We start from the raw sequence: 18580 nt of genomic DNA, 5'->3' as shown, positions 1-18580 counted from the left end.
CGCCCGTCGGCCCGGACGGCGCCCCCGGACGTCCGGGCCGGCTCCCCTCCCACCGCGCCCCGGTAGAGTGAGCGAACTCCTCACCGCGCAGGAACCGGAGACGGCCATGGCCAGCTACAGCCCCCACAAGGACGACTTCCTCAAGCGGCTCCGCCGCATCGAGGGCCAGATCCGCGGCCTGCAGCGCATGGTCGAGCAGGACACCTACTGCATCGACGTCCTCACCCAGGTATCGGCCGCCAGCCGCGCCCTCCAGTCCTTCGCCCTGCAACTCCTGGACGAGCACATCGAATGCTGCGTCCGCGACGCCATCGCCGAGGGCGGCCAGGAGGCCAACGCCAAGATCCGGGAGGCCAACCAGGCCATCGCCCGGCTGGTCCGCTCCTGAACCACGGCGGCGGCGCACGCACGAAGAGGCCCTCCGGTCATGGCCGGAGGGCCTCTTCCATGTACGGGGTGGGGGTATCGGCCCACAGGCATCAGACCCGGTCGAGCGCCCGGTGCGGCCCCTCCGGCAGTACCACGGTGATCGCGTCCCCGGGCCGCACCGGCCCGCCCGCGCGCACCACGCCCATGATCCCGGCCCGCCGCACCAGCGTGCCGTCCTCGGCCCGGCCGACGACCTGCTTCAGCAGCCCCGCCCGGTAGTTCTCGATCTGCACGCACGGATTGCGCAGACCGGTGACCTCCACCTCCGCCTCCGGCCCGATCCGCAGCACCGCGCCGACCGGCAGCCCGAGCAGGTCCACGCCCTCGGTGGTGATGTTCTCGCCGAGCGCCCCCGGCGCCACGTCGAAGCCGGACTCGGCGAGCTCGGCGAGCAGTTCGCGGTGGATCAGGTGCACCTGGCGCAGGTTGGGCACGGTCGGGTCCTGGGCGACGCGCGAGCGGTGCCTGACCGTCACCCCGGCGTGCACGTCGCCCTCCACCCCGAGCCCGGCGAGCAGCGTGATGCCTGTCCGGTTCGGCTTGCTGAACGAGTACTCGGCGTTGCTGCTGACTGCCACCACGGTGCCACTCACGCGCTTCGGACCCTTCTCGCGGACGTACGTTCGACCGGTACCGGAGCCTAGCCGTTCGAAGGCGCCCGCAGCAGCGGCAGGACGATCTCGTCCAGCACCTCGGCGATGACCTGGTCCGACGCCACCTCGCCGCCGACCATGAAGGTGTCGCGCAGCAGGTCCAGCGGCAGCGCCACCACCCGCGGAGTGAGCCGCGCCGGGTTGATCTCGCCCCGCTCGGCGGCCCGGTGCATCATCACGGACAGGGTCTCGACCGGCCCCCCGTCGGTGAGCGCGGCGCGGAAGACGCGGCGCAGTTCGGGGTCGCGCATCAGGTCGACCAGGAAGCCGTGGACGGCGTCGACCGGAAGGTCGTCGAAGCGGTGCAGCAGGCCGCGCAGGAAAACCAGCAGGTCGGTGCGCAACTCCCCGGTGTCCGGCGGGTCCTGGTAGTCGGGGGCGTTGCGGCCGAGGGCGGCCATCACGAGTTCCACCCGGTTCGGCCAGCGGCGGTAGAGCACCGGCTTGCTGGTGCGGGCGCGGGCGGCGATGCCGTCCATGGTGAGCCGGCCGTAGCCGTGCTCGACGAGTTCGGCCCAGACGGCGTCGAGGATCGCCGCCTCCAGCTCATCCCCGCGCCGCCGCGGGATGCCCGTTCTTCCGCTCGTCACCGGTTTTCGCACCCGCTTCTCGTAGATACGTTGCGTTTCTTAAAGAGGCCAGCCTACAGTCGAAGCCAGGAAACGTGCCGTATCTTATGGCCGTCCGAGCAGGGGGAGTTCACCATGTCCAACGCACCCGCGACCGACGTCCTGGTGGTCGGAGCCGGCCCGGTGGGCCTCGCGCTCGCCATCGGGCTGGCCCGCGCCGGGGTCGACTGCCGGATCATCGAGCGGGACCCGGAGTTCCGCACCGCAGGCGTCCGCGGCAAGGGCGTCAACCCGCGCACCCTGGAGGTCTTCGACGACCTCGGCGTGGTCGAGCAGATCCTCGACCGCGGGGTGCTCAACCTCAAGGTCCGCGCCTACGAGGGCGATCGGCTGCTCCAGGAGGTCGACCCCGCGGTCGGCAACCCCGCCGCCCCCGACCGCCCGTACGCCGGCATGCTGCTGCTCGCCCAGCACCAGACCGAGGACGTGCTGCGCGGCCAGCTCTCCGAGCACGGCGCCGAGGTCGAGACCGGCACCGAACTGGTCGGCTACACCCAGGACGCGGACGGCGTGCTCGCCACCCTCCGGCAGGAGGGCCGCACCCTCCAGCTGCGCGCCCGCTACCTGGTCGGCTGCGACGGCGGCCGCAGTACCGTCCGCAAGCTGGCCGGCATTCCCTTCCTCGGCGAGACCTGGGAGGAGGAGCGGTTCATCATGGCCTCGATGGACCTGGACGGCCTGTCCCCCGACCACATGCACATCTGGAACCACCCCAGGTTCGGCGCCGGCGCCATGACCATCGTCCCGATGCGCCAGGACGACAAGTGGGCCCTGCACGCCGCGGTCGAGCCGGACGAGCACGGCGAACTGCCCGCGCCCACCCTGGACACCTTCCGCCGGCTCTTCGCCGAACGGGCCGGCCTGCCCGGGGTCCGGCTGCACGAGCCGATCTGGTCCACCGTCTGGCGCCCCACCGTCCGGCTGGTCGAACGCTACCGCGACGGCCGGGTCCTGCTCGCCGGGGACGCCGCGCACTGCCAGTCCGCGGCGGGCGGACAGGGCATGAACACCGGCATCCAGGACGCCCACAACCTCGCCTGGAAGCTGGCCGCCCTGCTGCGCGGCGCGCCCTCCGCACTGCTCGACAGCTACCAGGAGGAGCGGATGCCGATCGCCCGGGCGAGCCTGGCCGCCACCTCCGCCCACCACAAGGCGGCGTTCAGCGGCGGCGGCGACGCCGCCGGCCTGCTCGCCGAGCAGTTCCGCACCATGGCCGTCCAGGGCACCGACCTCACCGGGCTCTCCCTCGGCTACCGCGGCGGGCCGCTCGGCCGCGACCTCGACGGGGCCACCGGCATCCGGGCCGGCGACCGGGCGCCCGACGCACCCTGCACCACCGCGGACGGCACGCCGGTCCGGCTGTTCGACCTGTTCCGCGGCCCGCACTTCACCCTGCTGCTCTTCGGCGACCGCCCGGCCCCCGCCGAGCTCACCGGCCTCCCCGGCATACGGACAGCCGCCGTCCGCGACCCCGACGGCCACGCCGCCCGCGGGTACGGGCTGCGCGGCGACGCCGTGGTGCTGGTCCGGCCGGACGGCTACGTCTCGCTCACCGGGGCCGCCGCCGACCGGGCCGTGATCGCCGAACACCTGCGGGCGTACGGGCTCTGACCGGCGCACCCCACCGGCCAACGCCCGACCGGCGCGGGCGGCCCGGGCCTCTCAGGCCCGGGCCGCCCGCTCGCCCGTCCGCCCCGCCCGCCCAGCTGAACTCCCGTGCGCCCGCTGGTCCGCGGCGGCGAGCCGGAAGTACACCGGCGGCAGCCCGAGTTCGATGCCCATCAGCACCAGCTGGAACCAGTGCGGCCGCCCGCCCACCGCGATCGCCAGCACCCGCCCGAGGCCGCCCAGCAGGAACACCGCCGTCAGCCACCGCACCGCCCACGCGGGCACCGGCCGCTGCCGGACGGCCCAGATCCAGGCCGCGCCGTACCCGGCGAAGATCGCGCCCATGAAGCGGCCGAAGCTGTCGACCGTCGGCCCGGGGTCCGCGGTCCCGGGAAGCGCGGCGTTCCCGCCGAGCAGGTGGAAGAGGCCGATCGCCACGCAGGCGACCCCCATCGTCCACCCGAGTACCCGCAGCGCCTTCGCCATGACCGACCACCCCGCCCGTCGTCCGATTGCCCGTCAGATCCCATCGAGCGCCCCCGCGGCGTGCCGGGCACGCCTAGTTGACACACGTCTACCAAGCTGCCCCCACCGGTAGACACGTGTCAAGTAACCTGACCGGCATGCCAGTCCACGAACGCCGCCGACGCCTCTCCCCCGACGAGCGCCGCGCCCAGCTGCTCGCCGTCGGCGCCAGGGCCTTCGCCGCCCGGCCGTACGAGGAGGTGCTGATGGAGGAGGTCGCCGAGCAGGCCGGGGTCTCCCGCGCCCTGCTCTACCGGCACTTCGCCAGCAAGCACGAGCTGTTCGCGGCGGTCCACCGACAGGCCTCGGACGACCTGTTGGCCAGGACGCGGTTCGACCCGGCGGTCAGCCTGGTCGAGCAGTTGGTCGAGGGCATGGACGCCCACCTCGACTACTTCCTCGCCAACCGGCACACCGTGCTGGCCGCCAACCGCGTCCTCGCCGGGGACCCGGTGATCCAGACCATCATCACCGAGGAACTGGACGCCCTGCGCGGACGGCTGCTCACCGTGCTCCCGCTCTCCGACGAGGGCGCCCGGCTCGCGGTGTCCCAAGTGCTGCGCAGCTGGCTGGTGTTCGTCCGGGTGCTGGTCGTGGACTGGCTGACCGAGCCCAGCTGCACCCGCACCGAGCTGCGCGACGCCTGCATCGGCGCCGTGCTGGGCGCGCTACGGCCGCTGCTGCCGGTCGACCCGGCACCGGAGTGGGGGCGCTGAGAGGCGGCACGAAGCGTTCGGGGGCGTACCATCGGGCCCAAACGGGAAAAGCACCTAAAAGAGTCCAATTCCCTCAGAAAATATGACAGTTGGATGCCCGTGCCCCGCAGAGCCACCGACCCCGAAGGGTTCCATGTCCTCCGCCGCACCCGTCACCGACACCGACACCCCGCCGCCCCCGCTCCCCCCGCTCCACCGGCTCCCCGTCACCCCCGCCCAGCCGCCGCACCCGACCACCCTCCCGGACGGCACCCCGGCCTGGCTCGTCACCCGCTACCACGACGTCCGGCAGGTCCTCGGCGACCCCCGCCTCACCCGGACAGACCTGCACGAAGTCGGCACCGCGGGCAGCACCGCCGACGTCGCCGCCAACCCGGCCTCGCTGTTCAACCAGGACGGCCCCGCCCACCGCCGGCTGCGCGGCACCGTCCAGAAGGCCTTCACCCCACGGGCGATCGCCGGCTGGCAGCCCTGGGTCGCGGCCGCCGTCCAGCAGGCCGTGGACGCGCTGGTCGCCACCGGGCCGCCCGCCGACCTGGTCAGCGCCTTCACCCGCCCGGTGCCCTTCGCCGTCACCACCCGGCTGATGGGGCTCGACGGTGACGGCCCCGACCACCTGGACGAGCGGCGGCTGCGGCGCTGGACCCTCGCCCTGCTCGCCCAGGGCGGCGAACCGGCCGCGGACCACGGCGAGACGCTCGCCGAATTCACCGCGTTCACCGAGGAGTTGATCGAACGCCGGCGCCGCGCGCCCGGCCCGGACCTGGTCAGCCGACTGGTCCGGGCCGCCGACCAGGACGGCGGCATCCCGCCGGACGCGCTCGCCTTCCTCGTCCTCGGGCTCACCGCCAGCGGCAACGAGAGCGTCACCGGCGCCCTCGGCAACGCCCTGGCCTACCTGCTCGGCGAGCGCCCCGAGCACTGGCCCCGCCTCGCCGACCCCGGCGTCACCGAGCACACCGCCGAACGCCTGCTGCACTTCATCCCGCTCGGCGACGACGAGGCCACCGTCCGCCGCGCCGCAGCCGCGGTCGAGCTCGGCGGCGTCACCATCCCGGCCGGCGCCGTCGTCGCCGCGAGCATCGGCAGCGCCAACCGCGACCCCGCCGTCCACCCCGAAGGGCTCGACGCCGACCTCGCCCGCCCGCTCGACGCCCCCACCCTGGCCTTCAGCGCCGGGCCGCACTACTGCATCGGCGCCTGGCGGGTCCGTCTCGAAATGCGCGAAGCGCTCCACCGCCTGGCCACCGCCCTGCCCGGCCTGCGCCTGACCGTCCCGATCGACCGGCTCGACTGGCAGTTGGGCAGCACCACCCGCAGTCCGGCCGCACTACCGGTCAGCTGGTAGCCCCCCGCGCCACGCCCACGGCAGCCGCGTCACGCCCACGGCACCGCGTCACGCCCACAGCCCCTCGCCGAGCACCCCGCCCTCCCGGGCCCCCGGCAGCACGTACGCCACCGCCGAGGCCGTGTGCACCAGGAACGGGTTGAGCGCGTCCTTGGCCGCCAGCCGGTTCTGCACCCGGGTGAACTGTTCCGGGTCCCGGACGAAGGCGCAGAACAGCAGACCCCGGTCGTCGGGGGCGTCGTCGTAGCTGTAGCCCCGCCGCAGCATCCGGGCCCCGGAGTCGAGGCGGGGGCTGGAGAGGCGGACGTGGGCGGTGTTGGGGATGACGTACGAGCCGTCCGGGTTCTTGGCGTAGATGTCCGGGTCGTCGTGCTCGGCCGTGCCGGTCAGCGGGGCGCCGTCGGTCAGCCGGCGACCCATGGCCAGGTCGCGGCGGTCCTCGGGCAGGGCGGCGAAGGCCGCGGTGTCCATCCGGATCCGGCGGTAGACCAGCACGGTGCCGTGCTCGTACGGGCCGGGCGGGCCCCAGACCCACTGCTTCGCCTCGGTGGCGTCCGGGTTGGCGGTGCCGTCCTTGTAGCCGAAGAGGTTGCGCGGGGTGGTGCCCGCCGGGGTGCGCGGCAGGAAGCCGGGCTGGGTCCAGCGCACCGTCCCGCCCGCCGATCGGGCGGCGGCGGCGAGGAGTTCGGCGACCACGGTCAGCGGCCAGCGGTCGGCGGCGCACAGCTGCACCACCAGGTCCCCGCCCCCGCGCGCCGGATCGAGCCGGTCGCCGGGGAAGGCCGGAAGGTCCGCCAGGGCCGGCGGAACGTTCAGCCCCAGCCGGGCCGCGAGGCCCGGCCCGACCCCGACCAGGCTGCTCAACTGCGCCGGCTCCCCGCCCCGGAGGCGCGGATCGGCTGCGGCCCCGCCTGCCGCGTCGGCGAGCACCCGGGTCAACTCCCCCAGCAGGGAACGCAGTGCGGCCCGACCGTCCGAGGTGGCGGCGGGCGCCAGGTCGAGGGCCAGCAGCAGTGTGGCCGGCTGCTGGAGGGCCGTCACCCCGGCCTGCCGCTCGCCGTGGAACGCCACCGCGGGCGCGGACGGAGGCGGCGGTGAGGAGGCCGCGGGCCGGCCGCGCCCCAGCGCCACGACCCCCGCGCCGACCCCGGCGGCCAGCACCGCGCCGCCGCCCGCGATCAGTGCCCTCCGGTCCACACCGCTCCTGACGGCCCCCGGCTGTTCCTGCGCCTTTCCGGTTTCGGCATGCATGACCGACATTGGAGACGATAGAACACCCCGTATGCAACTTTTGACCGTCCGTCAACTCGAACGCGAAGCACCGGCGCGCCGCCGCAGGACCGCGGCCCGCACCCTCCCCGCCCTGCTGACCGCCGCTGCCCTCGCCCTGACCGGCTGTTCCTCCGCCACCGCCCCCTCCTCCGACGCCCACCACCCGGACGGCACGGTCGTCCGCGTCCCGCAGGACTTCCCGTCCGTCCAGAAGGCCGTGGACGTGGCCCGCGAAGGCGACACCGTGCTGGTCTCCCCCGGGACGTACCGGGAGAGCGTGCGGATCACCAAGCCCCGGATCGTGCTGCGCGGCACCGACCGCAACACCGTGGTCCTGGACGGCGGCGTCCGGCTGGTCAACGGCGTCACCGTGACCGGCCCGGGCTCGGTGGTGGAGAACCTCACCGTTCACGGCTACCTCGCCAACGGCGTGCTGTTCACCGGCGTCACCGACGAGAAGCTCCAGCAGCGCGGTGCCGGCGGCTCCGCCTACAACCCGCTCGACACCACCCGCTTCCCCGCCCTCCAGGGCTTCCGGGCGACCAGGGTCACCGCCTACGACAACGGGCTCTACGGCATCTACGCCTTCGACGCCCGGGCCGGGATCGTCGAGGACTCCTACGCCTCCGGCGGCGCCGACTCCGGCATCTACGTCGGCCAGTGCAAGCCCTGCGACACCCTGGTCCGCGGCAACACCGTCGAACGCAACGCGGTCGGCATCGAGATCACCAACGCCTCGGACAACCTGCACTTCCTCGGGAACCGGGTGGTCGGCAACCGGGTCGGCGTCACGGTCAACTCCAACGACCTGGAGGCCCTCGCCCCCCAGCACGGCGCCGTGATCGCCGGGAACAGCGTCACCGACAACAACGCCTCCGACACCCCCGAACAGGCCGACGGCGGCTTCGGCATCGGGATCGGGATCGGCGGCGGCACCGCGAACCGGGTGGAACGCAACCTGGTCAGGGGCAACCGCTCGGCCGGCGTGATCATCACCGACCCGCCCGGCCACCCGGCGGGCGCCAACCGGATCCAGGGCAACCGCACCGAGGGCAACGGCGCCGACCTGGTCCTCGCCTCGGCCGACACCGGCAACTGCTTCAGCGGCAACCAGCCCGCCACCCAGAGCCCCGACGGCCTGGAGTCCCTGGCCGCGTGCGACGCCCAGAGCCGCAGCCCGCTCACCGCGGGCCGTGCGGCCCCGGTCCAGGCCCCGCCCGGGATCCCCTTCAACCAGGTGCAGGCCCCGCCGGCCCAGCCGTCCCTGCCCGACCCCGACGCCCCCGGCCGTCCGGCCACCGACCTGCCCGGCCCGGTCGACCCGGACGCCTACCCGCTCCCCGCGACGGCCGACGCGGTACCCACCGGGCACTGAGCCGCCGGGCACTGAGCCGCCGACGGCCGCGACGCACCCCGGGAACGGGCGGGTCACCGTACGTCGAGCACTGCGGGCCCGCCCGGCTCCCACCGCCTCCCGGCCGGCGCCGCGTCCCGGCGGGCGCCGCTCAGCCGCGCCGGAGCAGTGCGGGCGGGTTGACCGCCTTCACGGCCGTGACCAGCGGGGCCAGCTCGGGGTTGCGGGCGGCCTCGTCGAGGGCCTCGCGCAGAGCGGCGTCGTTGGTCGGCCGGGCCTGCTCCAGGAGCCTCAGGCCGTCCTCGCTGACGTCCGTGTAGATGCCGCGGCGGTCGGTCGGGCAGAGGTAGCGGGAGAGCAGGCCGCGGTCCTCCAGCCGGGAGACCAGCCGGGTGGTGGCGCTCTGGCTGAGCACGACCGCGTCGGCCACCTGCTTCATCTGGAGGTGGCCGCCCTCCCCGTCGTGCTGGCGGCTGAGCACGTCGAGCAGCGAGTACTCGCGCACGCTCAGTTCGTGCTTGGACTGCAGGGCTCGCTCGATGTGCGCCTCGATCCTGCCGTAGAGGACGTAGAGAGCGGCCCATCCGTTGGCGAGGGCGGTCAGCGCGGGATCTGTGGCGGTCATCGGCCCGGGTCTCCTTCCAGGTGCGAGCAGGACTCCAGGATAGGGCTTGCCCTGAAATATTTTCGAGGGCAGATATAACGCGAATGCAAGCACGTTCCCGCGCAGGTCCACCGCGCCAGGCGAATGCCCGCACTTGCGCTTATGGCGCGCTTGCAACTATTGTCGAGGCGCGTAAGGCGCACTAGCAATCGCACGGAGGTCGCGCCATGCCCCTCGCACTTCTCGCCCTGGCCATCGGGGCCTTCGGGATCGGGACCACCGAGTTCGTGATCATGGGCCTGCTGCCCCAGATCGCGGGCGACTACGGCGTGTCCGTCCCCACCGCCGGCCTGCTGGTCACCGGGTACGCGCTCGGCGTGGTGATCGGCGCCCCGCTGATGACCGTTCTGGGCACCCGGATCAGCCGCAAGACCATGCTCATGCTGCTGATGGCCCTCTTCACGGTCGGCAACCTGCTCTCCGCCGTCGCCCCCAGCTTCCCGCTGATGCTCGCCGGGCGGATCGTCACCTCGCTCGCCCACGGCGCGTTCTTCGGCATCGGGTCGGTCGTCGCCGCCGAACTCGTCGCCCCGCAGAAGAAGGCCGGCGCCATCGCCACCATGTTCACCGGACTGACCGTCGCCAACATCGTCGGCGTCCCGCTCGGCACCTTCATCGGCCAGGCCGTCGGCTGGCGCACCACCTTCACCGCCGTCGCCGCGCTCGGGCTGGTCGGCCTGCTCGGCATCGCCAGGCTCGTGCCCGCCGTACCCCGCCCCGAGGGCGCCCACCTGCGCCGCGAGCTGACCGCCTTCCGCAACCCCCAGGTCCTGCTCGCCATGGCGATGACCGTCCTCGGCTTCGGCGGGGTCTTCGCCGCGATCACCTACATCGCCCCGATGATGACCCACGTCACCGGCTACTCCGACGGCGCCGTCACCTGGCTGCTCGTCCTGTTCGGCGTCGGCATGTTCCTCGGCAACCTGCTCGGCGGCAGGTTCGCCGACCGCCACCTGATGCCGATGCTCTACGGCACCCTCGGCGGGCTCGCCCTCGTCCTGGCCCTGTTCACCCTCACCGCCCACAACGAGATCACCGCCGCCGCCACCATCCTGCTCGTCGGCGCCCTCGGCTTCGCCACCGTCCCCCCGCTGCAGAAGCGCGTCCTCGACCAGGCCCACGGCGCCCCCACCCTCGCCTCGGCCGTCAACATCGGCGCCTTCAACCTCGGCAACGCCCTGGCGGCCTGGCTCGGCGGGATCGTCATCAGCGCCGGCCTCGGCTACACCGCCCCCAACTGGGTCGGCGCCCTGCTCGCCGCGGCCGCGCTCGTCCTCGCCCTCTGGTCCGCCGCACTGGAGCGCCGCGAGCGCACCCCCGCCCCGGACCCGGCCGCCGCACCGCGGATCCCCGCCCACCACTGAGCCCGACTCCCCAGCAGAAGCACCGCCATGAGCAGCAAGGAAGCAGACACCATGAGCACCCCCGACGTCCCGACCGTCCCGAGCGTGAAGCTGAACAACGGCGTCGAGATCCCCCAGCTCGGCTTCGGCGTCTTCCAGGTCCCCGACGACGAGACCACCGCCGCGGTCGGCTCCGCCCTCGAGGCCGGCTACCGCAGCATCGACACGGCCGCCGTCTACGGCAACGAGACCGGCGTCGGCCGCGCCCTGGCCGCCTCCGGCCTCGCACGCCAGGACCTGTTCGTCACCACCAAGCTGTGGAACGCCGACCAGGGCTACGACGCCACCCTGCGCGCCTTCGACGCCAGCCTCACCAAGCTCGGCCTCGACCACGTCGACCTCTACCTGATCCACTGGCCCGCCCCGGCCCGCGACCTCTACCTCGACACCTGGCGTGCCCTGGAGCGCCTGGCCGCCGAGGGCCGCATCCGCGCCGCCGGCGTCTCCAACTTCCAGCCCGCCCACCTCCAGCGCCTGCTGGACACCAGCGAACTCGTCCCCGCCGTCAACCAGGTCGAGCTGCACCCCGGCCTCCAGCAGGCCGAGCTGCGCGCCTTCCACGCCCGGCACGGCATCGCCACCGAGGCATGGAGCCCGCTCGCCCAGGGCGCCGTCCTCGACGACCCGGCCGTCACCGCCGTCGCCGGGCGCACCGGCAGGTCCCCGGCCCAGGTCGTCCTGCGCTGGCACCTCCAGCTCGGCAACATCGTGATCCCCAAGTCCGTCACCCCGGCCCGGATCCGCCAGAACCTCGACGTCTTCGACTTCGAACTCACCGAACAGGACATGGCCGCCATCGCCGCCACCGACCGCGGCCTGCGCACCGGCCCGCACCCGGACCAGTTCAACTGATCCACCCCGACGGCCTGCCGACGGCGTCACCAAGGCCCACGCCGACGCCGAGGAGCTCTTCAGGGCCTCCCCGTGACGGCCTCGACACCCCGCACCGGACGCCGACGGCCTGGCAGCCCGTAGAACGGCCGTGGCCGGGTGGGCGGTTCACCCTCCCCGTGAACCGCCCACCTGGCCACAGTCCTTTCCCCTTCCTTTGCCCGACCACAACTCGGCCGTGCGGCATGATCGGTAGGAATCGCCCGCCGACCGAGGAGCCCGGATGAACCGCACCGCGCGCACCGCCGCCCTGGCCGCACTGGCCCTGCTCGCCACCGCCGGCTGCGCGGCCACCCCGGCCCGGGCCACGGACCACCCGACCGCCGGTTCCGCCGCCGCGCCCGTACCGGGCCGAGCGGCGGCCTGGACCGGCGGATTCCGGGACTACGGCACTCCGCAGTGGCGCCGGGCCTGGGGCGTGGCCGACCAGGGCGCCTGGGGCGCGGCCGACTTCGGCGCCGTCGCCAACCCGGCCGCCCCCGGCGGCGGCCCGGTGCTGCGGGTGACGTACGGCGCGGGCTCCTCCGCCAACTCCTGCACGGACTGCCCCAACCCGGGCGGCGGGCAGTTCTACACCGACCTGAACGCCCTCGGCCTGTCCGCGCTCGCCCAGGGCCGAACCCTGGACCTCAAGTACTCCGTCCGGTTCCCCGCCGGCCGCGACTGGGGCAAGGCCGGCAAGCTGCCCGGCCTGTACGGCGGGAAGATCGGCGAGGAGTCCGGCGGCAACCACGGCGCCGGCTGGTCCACCCGCTACATGTGGCGGGCCGCCAAGGGCAGCCCCGACAACGGCGAGGTCTACCTCTACACCCCGAGCAACTCCGGCCCCACCGGCTACGGCGTGGACGAGGGCTTGGGCGACTGGCACTTCCAGGCCGACGACCGCTGGCACACCGTCGAACAGCTGGTGGACCGCGGCACCGGCGACATCACCGTCTGGTACGACGGCCGCCAGGTGCACGCCGCCAAGGGCACCGCCTCCGGCATCGGCTCCATCCCCTTCGGCGGGGTGCTGTTCTCCACCTTCTACGGCGGCCACGACACCAGTTGGGGCCCGGCGAGCACCCAGCAGGCGTACTTCGCCGACTTCTCGCTCTCCGCCGGCGTCCAGCACTGATGAGCGGCTGGAGCGGCCAACTGCTGCTGGGGCTGGTGGTCCTGCTCGGCGCCACCGTCCAGCGGCTGGCCGGGCTCGGCTTCGCCCTGGTCGCGGCGCCCGTCCTGGTGCTGCTGCTCGGTCCGAACAGCGGGGTGACGCTGGCGAACTTCGCCGCGCTGGCGATCAGTGCGGTCGGGCTGGCCGGGAGCTGGCGGCAGGTCCGGCCCGGAGCGATGCTGCCGCTGATGGCCGCGGCCGTCTGCACGGTACCCGCGGGGGCTTGGGTGGCGGCGACGGTGCCCACGCCGGAACTGCTGGTCGGCATCGGCGTGCTGGTCACCGCGGCCGCCCTGCTGGTGATCCGCGGGGTGCGGGCGGCCGCCCTGCGCGGGGTCGGCGGGGCGGTCGTCGCGGGCGCCACCAGCGGGCTGATGAACTCCGCGGCCGGGGTCGGCGGCCCGGCGGTCTCGCTCTACGCGGTGAACTCCGGCTGGACGGCCCGGGAGTTCGTGCCGAACGCCCAGCTGTACGGTGTGGTCGTGAACGCCTTCTCGCTGGCGGTCAAGGGCGTTCCCCAACTGAACCCTCCCGCCTGGGGATTGGTGACCGTGGCGCTGGCCGGCGGGGCGGTGGCCGGCCGGCTGCTGACCACCCGGGTGCCGGAGCCGCGGGCCCGGACGGTGGTGCTGGGGCTGGCCCTCGCGGGCGGAGTGAGCACCCTCGTCAAGGGGGTTTCCGGACTCTGAGACTTCCGGCTGGGGATGCTCTGTGAAGGGGCGGCCAAATCTGTAGCGGCCATGCCATACTGCGTCGGTGACCTCAGCCAGCCTTGCGACACCCCCGCACCGCACCAGGCCCCAACTGGGCCGGAAATTCGCCATGCTGTGGTCGGCCTCGTCGATCTCAGCGGTCGGCGACGGCATGCGGGACTCGTCGCTGCCGCTGCTCGCACTGGCCATTTCGGACTCCCCGTCCTCGGTGTCCGTGGTCGCGGTGGCCGGATCACTGCCCTGGCTGCTGATGGCTCTGTTCGGCGGGGTCATCGCCGACCGCTTCGACCGCCGCCGGCTGATGTGGACCATCGACTTCGGACGTGCCGCCATCGTGCTCGGCTTCGCGGCCTGCGTCTTCTCCGGCACCCCGCCGCTCGCCCTGCTCGCGGCCCTGGCCTTCGTCCTGGGCTGCGGTGAGACGGTGTTCGTCAACGCCGCCACCTCCACCATCCCGGACGTGGTCAGCTCCGACCGGCTGGACGTCGCCAACGGCCGCCTCCAGGGCGGCCTGCTGGTCGGCCGGATGATCGGCCCGATGGTCGGCACCACGCTGTTCGCCGTCGCCGCCGGCTACCCGTTCACCGTGGACGGCGCCTCCTTCGCGGTCGCCGCCCTCCTGGTCGCCGCGACCGGCCGCTCCGGCGCCCCCCGCGCGAAGTCCGACCGCCGGGTGATGGCCGAGGTCCGCGAGGGCGTCCGCTGGCTCTACCGGCACAAGCAACTGCGCCTGGTCGCCTCGCTCTCCGCCCTGGCGGGAGGCGCCTCCGCGCTCGGCATCACCATGATGGCGCTGCTGGTCACCCGCACCCTGGGCGAACCCACCTGGGCGTACGGCGCCGTCCTCGCCACCGGCGTGGCCGGCGGCACCGCGGCCAGCATGCTGGCCGGCCGGATCAGCGAGCGGATGGGCCGCCGGGCCCGCATCGCCCTCTCCTTCGTCCTGATGGGCTCCTCGCTGCTGCTGATGGGCCTGAGCCCCTCGGTGTTCGTGGTGGCGCCGCTGTTCGCCCTCGGCAACTTCGGGGTGGTGACCTGGAACGTCCAGGCGATCTCGCTGCGCCAGCAGACCGTGCCGAAGGAACTGCTCGGCCGGGTCAACAGCTGCTACCTGATGCTGACCCGGATCGGGATGCTGATCGGCGCCGGCCTCAGCGGCTGGATCGGGGCCACCGTCAGCGTCCGCACCCCGATCGTCATCGCCGGAGCCCTGATCCTCGCCGCCCTGATCGTGATCCCGCGGCTGGGCGACCTCGAACCCGCCCCGGCGCCGGCCGCCGAGGAGCTGGCGGTCGAGCCGTCCGCGGGCTGACCGCAGCGCCGGTTCCGTCCGTCGTCATGAGCGCACATGCGCACGGGCCGTACGATGACGCCATGAGTTCCGGCACAGATCCGGCAGATGCACACCGCTCGCAGCAGCGGGCCGAGGCGCGGCTCGACGTGGCCGCGTCCGTGCTCGCCCTGCTGGCCGACCGCACCCGCCTGGCACTGCTGGAGCGGCTCGGCCGGGGCGAGGCGGACGTGACCACGCTGACCGGGGCGACCGGCGCCGCCCGGCCGTCGGTCAGCCAGCACCTGGCCAAGCTGCGCCTCGCCGGGCTGGTCACCACCCGCAAGGACGGGCGACGGGTGGTCTACTCACTGCGCCACGGGCACCTGCGCCGGCTCGTCGACGAGGCACTGAACGTCGCCGACCACCAGATCGCCCACCTGCCGCCGCACGACTGAGCCCGAGTGCCCCTCCCACGGGGGTCGTTCGACCCGGCCGACAGGTGCACAGGTACGCACGCATTAACTATGATGAGCCCGTACCCCTCCGACGCCGCCCCGGGACGGGCCCATGCTGACCGTGCTGCGCAACCGGACCTACCGCCACCTGTTCACCGCCCAGGTCGTGGCCCTCATCGGCACCGGCCTGGCCACCGTGGCGCTCTCGCTGCTGGCCTACTCGATCGCCGGGAACAACGCCTCGGCCGTACTCGGCACCGCCCTGGCCATCAAGATGATCGCGTACGTGACCGTCGCGCCCGTCGCCGGAGTCCTCGCCGGGCGGGTCCCCCCGCGCACCCTGATGGTCGGCATGGACCTCACCCGGGCCGCCGTCGCCCTCGCCCTGCCGTTCGTCGACCAGGTGTGGCAGATCTACGTCCTGATCTTCCTGCTCCAGGCCGCCTCCGCCGCCTTCACCCCGACCTTCCAGGCCACCATCCCGGACGTGCTGCCCGCCGAACGCGACTACACCCAGGCGCTGTCGATGTCCCGGATGGCCTACGACTTCGAGTCGCTGTTCAGCCCGGCGCTCGCCGCACTGCTGCTCTCGGTGGTCTCCTACAACTGGCTGTTCGCCGGGACGACGGCCGGCTTCCTCGCCTCCGCCACCCTGGTCGTCTCCGCCGTCCTCCCCGGTCCGAAACCGGTCGAACGCGGCGGCGGCCTCTACCGCAAGGCCGCCTTCGGCACCCGGCTGTTCCGCGCCACCCCGCGGCTGCGGGCCCTGCTCGCCCTGGACCTCGCCGTCGCGGCCACGGGCGCGATCGTCTTCGTCGACACCGTCAACGTGGTCCGTGACCACTTCCACCGCCCGGCCGGAGCCGTCTCCCTGGCCCTCGGCGCGTACGGCGTCGGCTCGATGCTCGCCGCCGTACTGCTGCCCCGGCTGCTGGCCCGGGTCAGCGACCGGTCCGTGATGCTGCCCGCCGCCTTCGCCCTGCCCTGCGTGCTCGCCGCCGCCGCCGCGATCACCGCCGCCCCGGCCGGCACCGGCACCTGGTTCGCCCTGCTCGCCTCCTGGGCGCTGGTCGGCGCCGCCGGCTCCGCCGTCCTCACGCCCGGCGGCCGGGTCATCCGCCGCTCCGCCGCCGACCCCGACCTGCCCGCCGCCTTCGCCGCCCAGTTCTCGCTGTCCCACGGCTGCTGGCTGCTCACCTACCCGCTGGCCGGCTGGCTCGCCGCCGGCGCCGGCCTCCCGGCCACCGCCGTCGTCCTGGGCGCGCTCGCCCTCGTCGCCGCCGTGACCGCCACCACCCTCTGGCCCGCCCGGGACCCGGACACCCTCAGCCACCTCCACACCGACCTGCCCGTCGGCCACCCCCACCTCGCCGACGCCCACCCGGCCGGCGGCGGCGCCTGGCAGCACGGCCACCACTACGTCATCGACCAGCACCACCCCACCTGGCCCCGCCACCGCCCGGCCCTCGGCTGAGCCCCGCCCGGCCGCCCTGCGCACGACTGGAGGGGGCGGCTACCCCCGGGTCACCTCGATGCGGTGCTCCGCCAGCGCCGCGACCAGCCGGTCCGGCTCGTCAGGGGTGATGACCGGCTTCACCCGCGCCCCGAGGTCGAGGACGAAGGCGACGCTCTTGTCCACCCGCCCCGGGTCGAGGTTGAAGTAGTGGACGAAGTCCCCCGAACCCCAGATCCGCCACCGCCCACCGAGCCGGCTCAGCGGCACCTGCTGCAGGCCGCGGATCCGCTCGTACGGGATCCGCTTGGCGGAGGCCAGCGGGAAGTAGTACCGGCGAATCACGAGCTCGCGCGCGGTGCACGTCACCAGACCGTCGTTGTACATGCGGGCCAGGCTAACCGCGGGCCCTGCGCCGCGCCCGGCCATCGGAGGCCTGTCCGGGCAGGTCCGCCCGTACGCCGCAACGGGACCGCTCCCGCCCCCGTCACGTCCCCGGTCAGCCGCCGGCCCGCAGGTAGTGCCCCCAGTAGCCCTGCCAGGGGCCGTAGTGCTCGGCGAGCCGGCGGAACTCCGCCTCGTCGACCGGCCGCCGGTAGACCCGCTGGAGGGCCCGGCCCATCTCCTTGTCCAGCTCGATCCGCTCCATCCGCCCGAGCCCGCGGATCAGCAGGAAGGAGGCCGACCAGTCGCCGATCCCGGGCAGCGTCAGCAACTGCTCGCGGACCTCCTGGTACGGGCCGGTGCGCAGGAAGTGCTCGTCCAGTCCGGCCCACAGCCGCACCGAGCGGTACAGGTAGCCCGCCTTGCGCGGATTGCCGATCAGGGCGAGCAGCTCGCCCTCGTCGAACCGGGTGAGCTGTTCGACGTCCGGGAACGCCCACAGCCGCTCGGCACCCACGTCGATCCGGTTGCCGACCGCCTCGACCAGCGCCCGCTTCGCCTCCCGGGCCACCGGCATCGGCGTGCGCTGGCACAGGATCGCCCAGCAGAGCAGCTCGAACGGCGACGGGAACTTGACCTGGTGGTAGCCGTGCAGCCGCTCCACCACCCGGGCGAAGGGCTCGTCCTGCCGGGCCAGCCGGTAGAACTCGGTCAGGTCGTCGGACAGGCCCAGGTAGCAGTCGAGCCGCTCGGTGACGGCCCGCAGCACCTCCTCGGTGACCGGCCGCTCCGCGGCGAGCCGCCCGACCAGCCCGGGCGCCCCGGGCGCGGCGGTGAGCCGCACGCCCACGGTCGCCCCGGCCTCCCGGACGGCCAGGGTGAGCGCGGCCTGCCCGGTGCCCTGCTGCCCGGCCATCGCCGGGAAGGAGCCGATGAACCCGAGCGAGGCCCGGAAGTCGAACGGCTCCCGGGCGGGCAGCCGGATGTCGGTCAGGTACAGGCGCGATGCGTCCGTCGTCATGCCCCAGCCCCCCTCCGGGTTGCCCTGGCGGCCACGGGCGCGAGCGACCCGGAGAGCGCGTTCAGCACGGCCAGCGCGTCACCGCGCGGCACGGGCGCGAAGAACCCGGCATCGGCCTCCTCCACCGCGTACATCGCCCGCTCCCGCAGCGCCTCCCCGGCCTCCGTCACCCGCACCCGCTTGGCCCGGCTGTCGGCCGGATCCGGAACCCGCTCCACCAGCCCCTTGCCCTCCAGCGTGCGCAGCACCTGGCTGGTCATCATCGGGTCCGTCCCGGAGTGCTCCGCCAACCGCCGCTGGGTCGGCGCCCCCTCGTCCATCCCGAGCCACCACGCTCCCGCCAACAGCACGAACTGCACGTGCGTCAGGTCGTACGGCCTGAGCGCGGCCGCCAGCGCCCGCTGCCACGCCAAGGTCACGCGCCACAGCAGGAACCCCGGACTCTCCGTCGGCCTCCCCGCCCGCTCGAACCCGCCCTCCGGCACCGCTTCCCCCACGGGGCACCCCCTCGTCCGATTTACTATGCGCATTTACTATATCGCCTCGCCGACGAGCTGCCCCGGCCGTGAGATGTGCCCCCGCGTGAAGGCACGCCCGGTGATCCACGACGGGGTCGGTCCGACACACCGGACG

20 protein-coding genes are annotated in these 18580 nt (G+C 73.8%); 12 read left to right on the top strand and 8 right to left on the bottom strand.

What is annotated here, in order from left to right:
- Nucleotides 1-67 precede the first annotated feature (67 nt).
- Entirely contained in the window at nt 68-388 is a 321-nt protein-coding gene (locus HS99_RS05890; protein WP_425311142.1) for a metal-sensitive transcriptional regulator, read from the top strand.
- A gap of 91 nt (nt 389-479) precedes the next feature.
- On the opposite strand, the gene HS99_RS05885 is transcribed toward HS99_RS05890, so the two are convergent.
- Nucleotides 480-1022, bottom strand: coding sequence for an MOSC domain-containing protein (locus HS99_RS05885; protein ID WP_030555444.1), 543 nt, complete (start codon nt 1020-1022; stop codon nt 480-482).
- A 47-nt stretch (nt 1023-1069) separates the two neighbouring features.
- Entirely contained in the window at nt 1070-1672 is a 603-nt protein-coding gene (locus HS99_RS05880; RefSeq protein WP_030290514.1) for a TetR/AcrR family transcriptional regulator, read from the bottom strand.
- Between the two features lie 114 nt (nt 1673-1786).
- Between HS99_RS05880 and HS99_RS05875 the strand changes: the two genes are divergently transcribed.
- A complete protein-coding gene (locus HS99_RS05875; RefSeq protein WP_030290515.1) occupies nt 1787-3322 on the top strand; it encodes an FAD-dependent monooxygenase in 1536 nt (511 codons plus the stop codon).
- A gap of 51 nt (nt 3323-3373) precedes the next feature.
- Here the strand turns inward: HS99_RS05875 and HS99_RS05870 are convergent, their stop codons facing one another.
- Nucleotides 3374-3805 carry a DUF4345 domain-containing protein gene (locus HS99_RS05870; RefSeq protein ID WP_030555441.1) on the bottom strand — a complete coding sequence of 144 codons (432 nt, stop codon included), beginning with the start codon at nt 3803-3805 and terminating at the stop codon, nt 3374-3376.
- A gap of 137 nt (nt 3806-3942) precedes the next feature.
- On the opposite strand from HS99_RS05870, the gene HS99_RS05865 reads away from it, so the two are divergent.
- Together HS99_RS05865 and HS99_RS05860 are read left to right on the top strand one after the other, a co-directional pair.
- Nucleotides 3943-4560, top strand: a complete 618-nt coding sequence (locus HS99_RS05865) for a TetR/AcrR family transcriptional regulator (RefSeq protein WP_030290517.1) — start codon at nt 3943-3945, stop codon at nt 4558-4560.
- A 133-nt stretch (nt 4561-4693) separates the two neighbouring features.
- The gene (locus tag HS99_RS05860; protein WP_030555439.1) at nt 4694-5908 is read left to right on the top strand and encodes a cytochrome P450; all 1215 of its coding nucleotides are present in this window, start codon (nt 4694-4696) and stop codon (nt 5906-5908) included.
- A 48-nt stretch (nt 5909-5956) separates the two neighbouring features.
- Here the strand turns inward: HS99_RS05860 and HS99_RS05855 are convergent, their stop codons facing one another.
- Nucleotides 5957-7105: a Dyp-type peroxidase gene (locus HS99_RS05855; protein WP_030555437.1), complete on the bottom strand. Its 1149-nt coding sequence runs from the start codon at nt 7103-7105 to the stop codon at nt 5957-5959.
- 85 nt (nt 7106-7190) lie between these two features.
- On the opposite strand from HS99_RS05855, the gene HS99_RS05850 reads away from it, so the two are divergent.
- Nucleotides 7191-8555 (top strand): right-handed parallel beta-helix repeat-containing protein, encoded by a 1365-nt coding sequence (locus HS99_RS05850; protein WP_078958699.1) that lies wholly within the window; start codon nt 7191-7193, stop codon nt 8553-8555.
- Nucleotides 8556-8685: 130 nt separating this feature from the next.
- Here the strand turns inward: HS99_RS05850 and HS99_RS05845 are convergent, their stop codons facing one another.
- On the bottom strand, nt 8686-9159 hold the full coding sequence (locus HS99_RS05845) for a MarR family winged helix-turn-helix transcriptional regulator (RefSeq protein WP_030287236.1): 474 nt from the start codon (nt 9157-9159) through the stop codon (nt 8686-8688).
- A 206-nt stretch (nt 9160-9365) separates the two neighbouring features.
- Here HS99_RS05845 and HS99_RS05840 point away from each other — a divergent pair, with 206 nt between their 5' ends.
- From HS99_RS05840 to HS99_RS05810, 7 genes are all read left to right on the top strand, one after another.
- A complete protein-coding gene (locus HS99_RS05840; RefSeq protein WP_030287238.1) occupies nt 9366-10562 on the top strand; it encodes an MFS transporter in 1197 nt (398 codons plus the stop codon).
- Nucleotides 10563-10613: 51 nt separating this feature from the next.
- Nucleotides 10614-11453, top strand: coding sequence for an aldo/keto reductase (locus tag HS99_RS05835; RefSeq protein ID WP_030555433.1), 840 nt, complete (start codon nt 10614-10616; stop codon nt 11451-11453).
- 262 nt (nt 11454-11715) lie between these two features.
- Nucleotides 11716-12609 (top strand): polysaccharide lyase, encoded by an 894-nt coding sequence (locus tag HS99_RS05830; protein ID WP_198429351.1) that lies wholly within the window; start codon nt 11716-11718, stop codon nt 12607-12609.
- The gene (locus HS99_RS05825; RefSeq protein ID WP_030555431.1) at nt 12609-13337 is read left to right on the top strand and encodes a sulfite exporter TauE/SafE family protein; all 729 of its coding nucleotides are present in this window, start codon (nt 12609-12611) and stop codon (nt 13335-13337) included. The genes HS99_RS05830 and HS99_RS05825 overlap by 1 nt, the downstream gene beginning before the upstream one ends.
- Before the next feature lie 67 nt (nt 13338-13404).
- On the top strand, nt 13405-14673 hold the full coding sequence (locus HS99_RS05820; protein WP_141763674.1) for an MFS transporter: 1269 nt from the start codon (nt 13405-13407) through the stop codon (nt 14671-14673).
- A 26-nt stretch (nt 14674-14699) separates the two neighbouring features.
- Complete coding sequence (locus HS99_RS05815; RefSeq protein WP_033349928.1) at nt 14700-15089, top strand: ArsR/SmtB family transcription factor; 390 nt, start codon at nt 14700-14702, stop codon at nt 15087-15089.
- 112 nt (nt 15090-15201) lie between these two features.
- Complete coding sequence (locus HS99_RS05810) at nt 15202-16563, top strand: MFS transporter (RefSeq protein ID WP_030555428.1); 1362 nt, start codon at nt 15202-15204, stop codon at nt 16561-16563.
- A 39-nt stretch (nt 16564-16602) separates the two neighbouring features.
- Here the strand turns inward: HS99_RS05810 and HS99_RS05805 are convergent, their stop codons facing one another.
- From HS99_RS05805 to HS99_RS05795, 3 genes are all read right to left on the bottom strand, one after another.
- Complete coding sequence (locus tag HS99_RS05805; RefSeq protein ID WP_030287252.1) at nt 16603-16929, bottom strand: hypothetical protein; 327 nt, start codon at nt 16927-16929, stop codon at nt 16603-16605.
- A gap of 112 nt (nt 16930-17041) precedes the next feature.
- Complete coding sequence (locus tag HS99_RS05800) at nt 17042-17947, bottom strand: DNA-3-methyladenine glycosylase family protein (protein WP_030555425.1); 906 nt, start codon at nt 17945-17947, stop codon at nt 17042-17044.
- Entirely contained in the window at nt 17944-18366 is a 423-nt protein-coding gene (locus HS99_RS05795) for a MarR family winged helix-turn-helix transcriptional regulator (protein WP_232543000.1), read from the bottom strand. Before HS99_RS05795 ends, HS99_RS05800 begins: the two co-directional genes overlap by 4 nt.
- Nucleotides 18367-18580: the final 214 nt, after the last annotated feature.

The organism is Kitasatospora aureofaciens (assembly GCF_001188955.3).
In the GTDB taxonomy this organism is placed as follows: Bacteria; Actinomycetota; Actinomycetes; order Streptomycetales; family Streptomycetaceae; genus Kitasatospora; species Kitasatospora aureofaciens.
Note: the sequence above shows the minus strand (reverse complement) of the source record. Positions and strands in the feature narration are given on the sequence as shown.

Excerpts from the sequence above, each read along its gene's own strand:
- HS99_RS05875 (WP_030290515.1), top strand. The coding sequence starts at position 1,787 with ATGTCCAACGCACCCGCGACCGACGTCCTGGTGGTCGGAGCCGGCCCG.
- HS99_RS05870 (WP_030555441.1), bottom strand. The coding sequence starts at position 3,805 with ATGGCGAAGGCGCTGCGGGTACTCGGGTGGACGATGGGGGTCGCCTGC.
- HS99_RS05865 (WP_030290517.1), top strand. The coding sequence starts at position 3,943 with ATGCCAGTCCACGAACGCCGCCGACGCCTCTCCCCCGACGAGCGCCGC.
- HS99_RS05860 (WP_030555439.1), top strand. The coding sequence starts at position 4,694 with ATGTCCTCCGCCGCACCCGTCACCGACACCGACACCCCGCCGCCCCCG.
- HS99_RS05850 (WP_078958699.1), top strand. The coding sequence starts at position 7,191 with ATGCAACTTTTGACCGTCCGTCAACTCGAACGCGAAGCACCGGCGCGC.
- HS99_RS05845 (WP_030287236.1), bottom strand. The coding sequence starts at position 9,159 with ATGACCGCCACAGATCCCGCGCTGACCGCCCTCGCCAACGGATGGGCC.
- HS99_RS05840 (WP_030287238.1), top strand. The coding sequence starts at position 9,366 with ATGCCCCTCGCACTTCTCGCCCTGGCCATCGGGGCCTTCGGGATCGGG.
- HS99_RS05835 (WP_030555433.1), top strand. The coding sequence starts at position 10,614 with ATGAGCACCCCCGACGTCCCGACCGTCCCGAGCGTGAAGCTGAACAAC.
- HS99_RS05830 (WP_198429351.1), top strand. The coding sequence starts at position 11,716 with ATGAACCGCACCGCGCGCACCGCCGCCCTGGCCGCACTGGCCCTGCTC.
- HS99_RS05825 (WP_030555431.1), top strand. The coding sequence starts at position 12,609 with ATGAGCGGCTGGAGCGGCCAACTGCTGCTGGGGCTGGTGGTCCTGCTC.
- HS99_RS05815 (WP_033349928.1), top strand. The coding sequence starts at position 14,700 with ATGAGCGCACATGCGCACGGGCCGTACGATGACGCCATGAGTTCCGGC.
- HS99_RS05810 (WP_030555428.1), top strand. The coding sequence starts at position 15,202 with ATGCTGACCGTGCTGCGCAACCGGACCTACCGCCACCTGTTCACCGCC.
- HS99_RS05805 (WP_030287252.1), bottom strand. The coding sequence starts at position 16,929 with ATGTACAACGACGGTCTGGTGACGTGCACCGCGCGCGAGCTCGTGATT.
- HS99_RS05800 (WP_030555425.1), bottom strand. The coding sequence starts at position 17,947 with ATGACGACGGACGCATCGCGCCTGTACCTGACCGACATCCGGCTGCCC.